At 30.5% G+C, this 8,686-nt stretch carries 7 protein-coding genes and 1 pseudogene; all 8 read right to left on the reverse strand.

Annotated elements, in window-relative coordinates; all coding sequences use genetic code 11:
• Positions 1-219: pseudogene (locus Q0F58_RS15410) on the reverse strand (hypothetical protein); the annotation flags it as partial.
• A 146-nt stretch (positions 220-365) separates the two neighbouring features.
• Complete coding sequence (locus Q0F58_RS15415) at positions 366-1,295, reverse strand: ABC transporter ATP-binding protein (RefSeq protein WP_294378480.1); 930 nt, start codon at positions 1,293-1,295, stop codon at positions 366-368.
• Complete coding sequence (locus Q0F58_RS15420; protein WP_294378483.1) at positions 1,285-2,364, reverse strand: ABC transporter ATP-binding protein; 1,080 nt, start codon at positions 2,362-2,364, stop codon at positions 1,285-1,287. Before Q0F58_RS15420 ends, Q0F58_RS15415 begins: the two co-directional genes overlap by 11 nt.
• Positions 2,365-2,376: 12 nt before the next feature.
• Entirely contained in the window at positions 2,377-3,411 is a 1,035-nt protein-coding gene (gene opp3C, locus Q0F58_RS15425) for an oligopeptide ABC transporter permease (protein ID WP_294378486.1), read from the reverse strand.
• Positions 3,404-4,345: an ABC transporter permease gene (locus tag Q0F58_RS15430; RefSeq protein WP_294378489.1), complete on the reverse strand. Its 942-nt coding sequence runs from the start codon at positions 4,343-4,345 to the stop codon at positions 3,404-3,406. Before Q0F58_RS15430 ends, opp3C begins: the two co-directional genes overlap by 8 nt.
• 69 nt (positions 4,346-4,414) lie before the next feature.
• A complete protein-coding gene (locus Q0F58_RS15435) occupies positions 4,415-6,055 on the reverse strand; it encodes a peptide ABC transporter substrate-binding protein (RefSeq protein WP_294378492.1) in 1,641 nt (546 codons plus the stop codon).
• A 727-nt stretch (positions 6,056-6,782) separates the two neighbouring features.
• The gene (gene rlmD / locus Q0F58_RS15440) at positions 6,783-8,147 is read right to left on the reverse strand and encodes a 23S rRNA (uracil(1939)-C(5))-methyltransferase RlmD (protein ID WP_294378494.1); all 1,365 of its coding nucleotides are present in this window, start codon (positions 8,145-8,147) and stop codon (positions 6,783-6,785) included.
• A 21-nt stretch (positions 8,148-8,168) separates the two neighbouring features.
• Positions 8,169-8,606 carry a hypothetical protein gene (locus Q0F58_RS15445; protein ID WP_294378497.1) on the reverse strand — a complete coding sequence of 146 codons (438 nt, stop codon included), beginning with the start codon at positions 8,604-8,606 and terminating at the stop codon, positions 8,169-8,171.
• Positions 8,607-8,686 lie beyond the last annotated feature (80 nt).

The raw sequence follows: 8,686 nt of genomic DNA on the forward strand, positions 1-8,686 counted from the left end.
CTCCTTTTTTCCACTATCTGATGTAAAATCAAAAGATGTTGATAATTCCTCTTCTGATAATCCAGAAATAAGTTCATTCATTTTATTATAATTTCTGACTGCTTTTTCTAATAAATCTGCCTTTGTAGTTGGTCTTGTAGTGCTTCCCTTCTCCTTCATTTTTTTATAATTAGCAGCTACTGTTTCTAATAAATCTGATTTTGTAGTCGATTTCTCCATATCTATTCTCTCCTTGTTAAAACACTGTCATTGATATTTACATTTTACTACTAAAACCTTGACATACTATGTCATATTAGAAAATTGCTAAAAAAATATACAGACCAAATCAAAGCCTGCATATTCTTACTAAATCGCCTTTTCAATTATTTATTTGTCCACTTGTTGAATTCTTCATCTGTTGCAAGAACATAATGTGTCCCATCAACATGCTGCTGTTTACCATCTTCGTAATGTATTCCACTTGTGGCATAATCATAAGTCTCTGATATTCTTGTTTTCTCAACAATTGGATTAGGATGTGGAATAGCTGATATCAATGATTTTGTATATGGATGAATTGGATTATCGAATATCTCTTCAGTTGTTCCTGTTTCAAGAAGATGTCCTAAATGTAATACACCTATTCTATCAGAAATATATTTTACCATTGATAAATCATGAGCAATAAATAAAATTGCTGTATTTGTTTCTTCTTGAATATCCTTCATTAAATTTACAACTTGAGCCTGAATTGAAACATCTAGCGCACTTATAGCTTCATCTGCAATTATAAGCTTTGGGTTCATTATAAGTGCTCTTGCAATTCCTATTCTCTGTCTTTGTCCACCTGAAAATTGATGTGGATATCTATTAGCATGTTCTTCTGATAATCCAACTCTATTTAATATCTTATATACTTTTTCTTTTCTTTCATTTTGATCTTTATACAATTTATGTATATCAAGTCCTTCAGCTATAATATCAAAAACCTTCTTACGAGGATTTAAACATGCCATTGGATCCTGAAATATCATCTGCATATTTATTCTAAGATGTTTCTTTTGTTCCTTGGATAACTTTCCTGAAATATCAACTCCATCAAAAAGTATGCTTCCTGATGTTGGATCATAAAGACGAATTATAGCACGTCCAATTGTTGATTTACCACTTCCAGATTCACCAACAAGACCATATGTTTCTCCCTCATTTATATGAAAAGAAACATCATTTACAGCCTTAACAGTAAATTTTTTGCTAATTTTAAAATATTGCTTTAAATCTTTTACTTCTAATAAAGGCTTCTTATCTGTCATCTTGTTCTGCCTCCTTTAACATTCTATCAATTCTCTTTTTAAGTTCAGCTGGCATTTCCACTTTAGGAGCCTTTTCATGTAAAAGCCATGTTGAAGCATAATGAGTATCTGTAACTTTAAACATAGGAGGTTCGATACGTCTATCTATATTAAGGGCATAAATATTTCTAGGAGCAAACGCATCTCCCTGAACTTTATTAACTAAATTTGGCGGAGTTCCTGGGATTGTGTATAATTTATCATCATCTGTATCCAAATCAGGCATTGCTGATAATAATCCCCATGTATAAGGATGCCTTGGATCATAGAAAATCTCATCTATTAATCCTTTTTCAACAATTTTTCCTGCATACATTACTGCTACATAATCAGCAACTTTTGCAACAACTCCTAAGTCATGAGTTATATATATAACAGAAATATTCATCTTCTTTTGAATATCTTTTATTAATTCAAGAATTTTTGCCTGAATAGTAACATCCAATGCAGTTGTAGGTTCATCACAAATCAAGAGTTCTGGATCACATGCAAGAGCTATAGCAATAACAACTCTTTGCCTCATACCACCTGAAAGCTGATGTGGATAATTCTTCATACGCTTTTCTGCATCATTTATTCCAACAAGCTTTAAAAGTTCAACAGCCTTTTTATATGCTTCTTCCTTAGGCGTTTTATAATGCCATATCATTCCTTCCATTATCTGAGCACCTATTGTCATTGTTGGATTTAATGATGTCATAGGATCTTGAAATATCATAGCTATACGCTTTCCATTTATTCTCTTTCTCATTTCCTTTTTGGAAAGCTTAAGTAAATCTACATCAACTTTTTCATTATCCCTATAATATGAAAAATTAATGCTTCCTGAATTAACTTCTCCATTACTGCTCAATATTCCCATTACAGCTTTCATGGTAACTGATTTACCACTTCCACTTTCACCTACTATAGCTATAGTTTCTCCTCTATATAAATCAAGCTCTATTCCACGAATAGCGTTAACACTTCCAGCTGATGTTTTAAAGGAGATAGATAAATCTTTAATTGATAAAATTTTTTCTTTTTCCATCTTGCTATCCCCCTACATTTCTTTCATCCTTGGATCAAATGCATCACGTAGACCATCTGCAACCATATTAAAACTTAACATCAATATTGCAAGTACAATAATAGGAGGCATTATCATATAAGGATGAGTTGTAAATGACTTAAATGCATCACTTATTAATGAACCTAATGAAGCCATAGGGGCTGGAACTCCAAGTCCTATGAATGCTAAAAAGGCTTCTGTAAATATTGCATGAGGAATAGAAAACATTGTATTAGTTATAATCTGTCCAAATATATTTGGAAGAATTTCTTTAAATATTATATGAAAACTGCCTGCACCTAAAGTTTTAGAAGCTAATACAAATTCCTGTTCTTTCAATTTAAGCATCTGAGCTCTGGCAATACGACTCATTCCTATCCATCCAGTAATCATCAGAGAAAATGTAATTGTAATAAGACCTGGTTTTAAAACTATTATTAAAAGAGTAACTATTACAAGACTTGGAATACCATTTAATATTTCTGCAAAACGCTGCATAACATTGTCTACTACTCCTCCAAAATATCCTGAAATAAGTCCATAGCTCAATCCAAAAATTATATCTATTATAGCAGCCACAAGTGCTATATATAATGATATTCTTGTTCCCATCCATGTTCTTGTAAATATATCCCTTCCAAGAACATCTGTACCAAACCAATAATAAGTACTTTGTCCATCTTGAATAGAACCATCAGTATATTTATTTACATTATTTTCAGAACCATCAAAAATTCCCATTGATTCTAATCCCGGAATTCTTGGCGCTAGATTCTGATGTTCTATAATCTGAGAATCATAAGTATGATCGTTCATACCTACACCTACTATTGCCATTAACGTAATCAATGCTATAAATACTATTCCTATTATTGCTCCTTTATTTTTTATAAATCTGTTTAAAACATCTTTCCAGTAGGGCTGGCTGGCATATGTTCTATCAACTTTTGAAACACTTTCTCCAGCTAATTCAAAATCATCAGCTAAAAAATCCATCTTAATATTCTTTTCTGCTATATTACTCATGATTATCCCCCTTTGCTAATCTTATTCTTGGATCAATTACTCCATATAAGATATCAACAACAAGCATAATTCCAATATACATTGCACTATATATAAATGCTAATGCAATTATTACATTGTAATCATTTGACTGAATAGCTGTTACCAAAAGACTTCCTATTCCAGGAATGGAGAATATTTTTTCAACAACAAGACTTCCTGTCATTAAATCAACAACCAATGGTGCTATAACAGTTATTATTGGAATTAATGCATTTCTCAATTCATGTCTTACTATTAACTGCACTCCACTAACACCCTTACTCTCTGCAAGAAGAATGTAATCAGTTCCTAAAACATCTAAAAGTTCTGTTCTTGTAAAACGTGCTACTGTTGCTATTGTGAACATACATAATGCAACTGTTGGCAGAACTGTAGATTTAAATGGAGTATCATTTGAATAAAGCAACGGAAATATTGTTAACTTAAATCCTAGAGAATAAGATAGAGCTAATGCAAAAACATAAGAAGGAAGACTTACTCCTAAAACTGAAATAAAAGTAGTTAATGTATCCCAAATAGTATTGTGCTTTAATGCTGCAATTATTCCTAAGATTAATCCAACTACTGTACCTAAAAGAACAGCTTGTCCTCCGACTCTTATTGAAATTGGCAAACGAGTCTTTAAAAGATCTATAATAGGAGTATTTTTAGAAATTGTATAAGAGACTCCAAAATCTCCAGTAAGCATATTCTTTACATAATTTAAAAACCTGACAATCATTGGCTTATCCAAACCATATTTTGCATTTAATGCTGCAATCTGATCAGCCGTAAGTTTTTCATCATTAAATGGGGAACCAGGCATAAATTCCAGCATTAAAAATAATATAAGTAATATTGCCAATAATGTAACTATTGATATCAATATTCTTTTCAATATGTATTTTTTCATGTTGTATTCGCTCCTTATAAGCAGTTACAGTGGCTTATAAAAGCCACTGCAACATTTATAATATCTGATTTAATTCTTAGTAGCATTTTTATAGATTCTTGGAACACCAACTGAGTGGAAATCTATACCTGAAACATTACTCTTTATCATTACTGCACTACCTTTTTGATAAACTGGGAATATAACAGCATCATCCATTGCAATTTTTTCTGCTTTCTTTAAAGCTTCCCATCTTGCATTTTGATCTAAAGTAAGTTCACCTTTTTTAGCAGATTGAATTATTGAATCATATTCTGCATTTGACCAGAATCCATAGTTATTAGGATTATTTGTAACCCACATATCTAAATATGTCATAGGATCTGCATAGTCTGGTCCCCATCTAGTTAATCCTAATTCAAATTCACCATTTTGTAATCTTTCAACTCTGTTTTTCTTAGGTAATACTTCTAATTCAATAGTAACACCTGGAAGATTTGTCTGTATTTCAGATTGAATAAATTGTGCTACATTTTGAGCTGCTTCTGTATCTTCAACAATCATCTTATAAGTAAATGAATCTTTTCCTAATTCTTGTTTTGCTTTATCATAATATTCTAAAGCTTTTGCTTTATCTGTTGATAAATAAGTGTCTGCTGTTTCTCTAAAGTCTTTACCATCTGGTCCTGTAGCAAGAGTTTTAGGTACTGCATAATCTGCTGGAATTGAACCATCTTTTAATATGTTATTAACAACTGCATTCTTATCAAAAGAAAGAGCAAGTGCCATACGAAGGTTTTGATTTTCTAAACCTGGAACTTTTAAGTTTGGTGATATGTACCATAAATATCCTTCCATGATATTCTTAAATTCTGATTCTGATTTAAATTGATCTACCTGTTCACCTGCAAGTGTTGCTAAATCAACATCACCATTTTGATATGAAAGCATTGCTTGTTGAGAATCTTTAATTACTTGGAATTGGATTCCATCTAATTTTACATTATCAGCATCCCAGTAGTCAGGATTCTTTTCAAGCTCAACAGATGTAGCTGCTGCTTCATAAGATTTAACTTTAAATGCACCATTAGAAAGTATTGTGTCAACACTTGTTGCAAATGTGTCTCCACATTTATTGTAAAATTCTTCATTAACTGGATAGAATGATGGGAATGCCATCAATGATTCAAAGAATGGTACTGGAGTATCTAATTTAACTTCTAAAGTCTTATCATCTTTTGCAGTTACTCCTAATTCTTCTACTCCTTTTTCACCATTTGTTATAGCATCTGCATTAGCTAAACCAGCAATACTTGCTATGAAATTATATTCACTTGCAGTTTTTGGATCTACAAGTCTTCTCCATGCAAATACAAAATCATTAGCAGTGACAGCGGTTCCATTCGACCACTTAGCATCTCTTAAAGTGAATGTATAAGTAAGTCCATCTTCACTCTTGTCTACTTTTTCTGCTAAAGCTAATTTAGGTTTACCTTCTGAATCCATTTGATATAATCCATCTGTTACTGCTGCAATCGCATCAAATGATGTACCTTCTGTAGCAATCTGTGGATCCATTGATGCTATTTCAACATCTACTTGCGCTTTTAAAATCTTGCTGCTATTACTTGTTTGTGACGTACTTGTTGTACTAGATCCGCCACATCCTGCTAAACTAAATGTCAACGTAGCAATTGTTAACGCTGCCAATAGTTTCTTAATTTTTTTCATTATTTATTTTGCCCCCTTATTTAATAATTAGAATAACAATTAAAAAATTACGGAGCTATACCCCATAGTATAACCCCGTTGTTATGCTAACATTATAAACACATTCTATTAATTCTGTCAATAATTTATTAATAATTCATTATTTTTTTATTATTTTTTATAGCAAATACTTAAAATATTATTTCCTCCTTTAATATTTCGACATTTTGTGTTATATATTGCAATTATAATAATTTCAAAAAATATACAAGTCAACTTTCTTTATTAATTGTAGTAATTCATTATATTGTGTATGTTTTTCTGTGATTTCTGATTTTTTATAAATATTGCTATATAAACGATAAAAATACTCTGATTTCTCAGAGTATTTTTTCATATTATTTTTATTAATTTATTTTCCAATTTAAAATGTTCTTCTGATATTCTTTAATTTTATAATTATATATTAATCAACTATTTACTCATTAACATATACTTTTAATTATGCCAAAAAAATATATTGTATTAGTATTACATCATGTTAATTACATTTTTTAATGTGTACTACATTTATCTAATAATTTACTGCAAATATAATCATAGTTTTTTAATATTTCAATTTTATAATTTGCAATAATGATTACTTTTATATAGACCTTTTTGAAAGCTGTGCCACCAAAAAATAATTGTGGTAGCAATATGGTGGCAAATACTTATATTTTAAATTTAAAACCTATAAGTAATGGCTCTATTGCTTAACTAGCAGTGCCACATTTTCCACATGCTTTGTCATAGGAAACATATCCACAGGCTGAACTTCAACTATATTATATCCTTCCTGCTGAAGATATCTTAAGTCCCTTGCCAAAGTACTTGGATCACATGAAACATATACTATTCTTCTTGGCTTAGCTTTTCCAAGTGCATCAAGAAGTTTTGAATCACATCCCTTTCTAGGTGGATCAACAACTATTACATCTGGAATTATGCCTTTTTCAATAAGTTCAGGTATAACTTCTTCAGATTTTCCAACAAAAAACTCAGCATTATCTATATTATTAACTTTTGCGTTGACTTTTGCATTATCTATTGCCTGCGATATTATCTCAACACCATAAACTTTTTTAGCTTTTTGAGATAAAAATAAGCTTATAGTTCCTGTGCCACAATATGCGTCAAAAACAACTTCATCTCCACTTAAATCAGCATATTCCAAAGCCTTGTTGTATAAAACCTCTGTCTGTATAGGATTGACCTGGAAAAATGATAATGGAGATATATTAAATTTATATTTTCCAATGTAGTCACATATGTAATCTGCTCCCCACAAATTCACACATTCATATCCCATAACCATATTAGTATCTTTATCATTTATATTTTGAACAATACTCTTTATATTTTTAACTTCACTTTTCAATCTTTCTGTCAATTCTTCTACATGTGGTATTTTTTTATCTGTAGTCACTAATACAACCATTATTTCATTTGTCTTAAATGCCTTTCTTACCACTATGTGTCTTATAATACCATTTTTAAAGAACTTTCCATCTTTTCTTGCTGGCATTATGGAATAATCATTCATCCATTCTCTTATTATACGTACTATATTTTCTGATTCTTTGTCTTGGAGAATACATGTATCCATATCAATAATCTCATGACTCTTTTCACCAAAAAATCCAATTGACAGTTTTCCATTTACCATGCCAACAGGAAACTGAACTTTGTTTCTATATCTATATATGTTCTCCATCCCAATAGGATATTTAACTAAATTTTCATCTAACCCGCCTATTTTTCTTATGCAGTCCTTTACTCTTGAAAATTTAAAATCCAACTGCCCTTCATAATTCAAATGCTGAGACGTACATCCACCACAGACATTATAATTTGAGCATTCTGGTATTTTTCTTTCTTTTGATTCTTCTAATACTTCAACCAGTTTTCCATTAGCAAAATTCTTTTTTACTCTTACTATAACAGCCTTTACTCTTTCGCCAATTAAAGCCCCAGGTATGAAAACAGGATACCCCTCTACTTTAGCAATTCCTTCACCTTCATAACCTAAAGCCTCAATATCAAATATATATTCCTTACCTTTTTCTAACACTTGTACACGCCCTTTTGTATTTTATCTCAATATTATTCTATCTAAATCATCTAATATAGAAATAATCTGTTCTTTTCTTTTTTCATAAAAAATTCTTATATCCTCAACACTTGGCTGTTTATATCTATGACAGGCAGAATTTCTATATTTATTTAAAACTATAAAAAAAGCATCATCTACATTTATGAAATAGCCATTACTTCTGCACGCTTCTATCATGTCAATATTATTTTGAAAATTATTTACTGATAATCCAGAACTCTTTAATATGCTTGTGATTGCAGAAAATATCTCTTCCCTTATCTGAACAAAACTCATTCTAATACTATTTCCTATAATTGATTTCATATTCTCGTCATCAATTCTATCATATGCTTCTAAAGCACTATTTAAATCTGTAATGCTTTCTTTTATATTTGCACTTATAGCTTTAATCCTTCCATAATTGTAATATACCATAAATCCTGCTACTTAAAATGTAATCAAATATAAACATTTTAAGAATATTACTGTTTCAATGTATCTGCTTTTGCTATTAA

It is taken from the genome of uncultured Clostridium sp. (genome assembly GCF_934754915.1).
Classification (GTDB): Bacteria; Bacillota; Clostridia; order Clostridiales; family Clostridiaceae; genus Clostridium.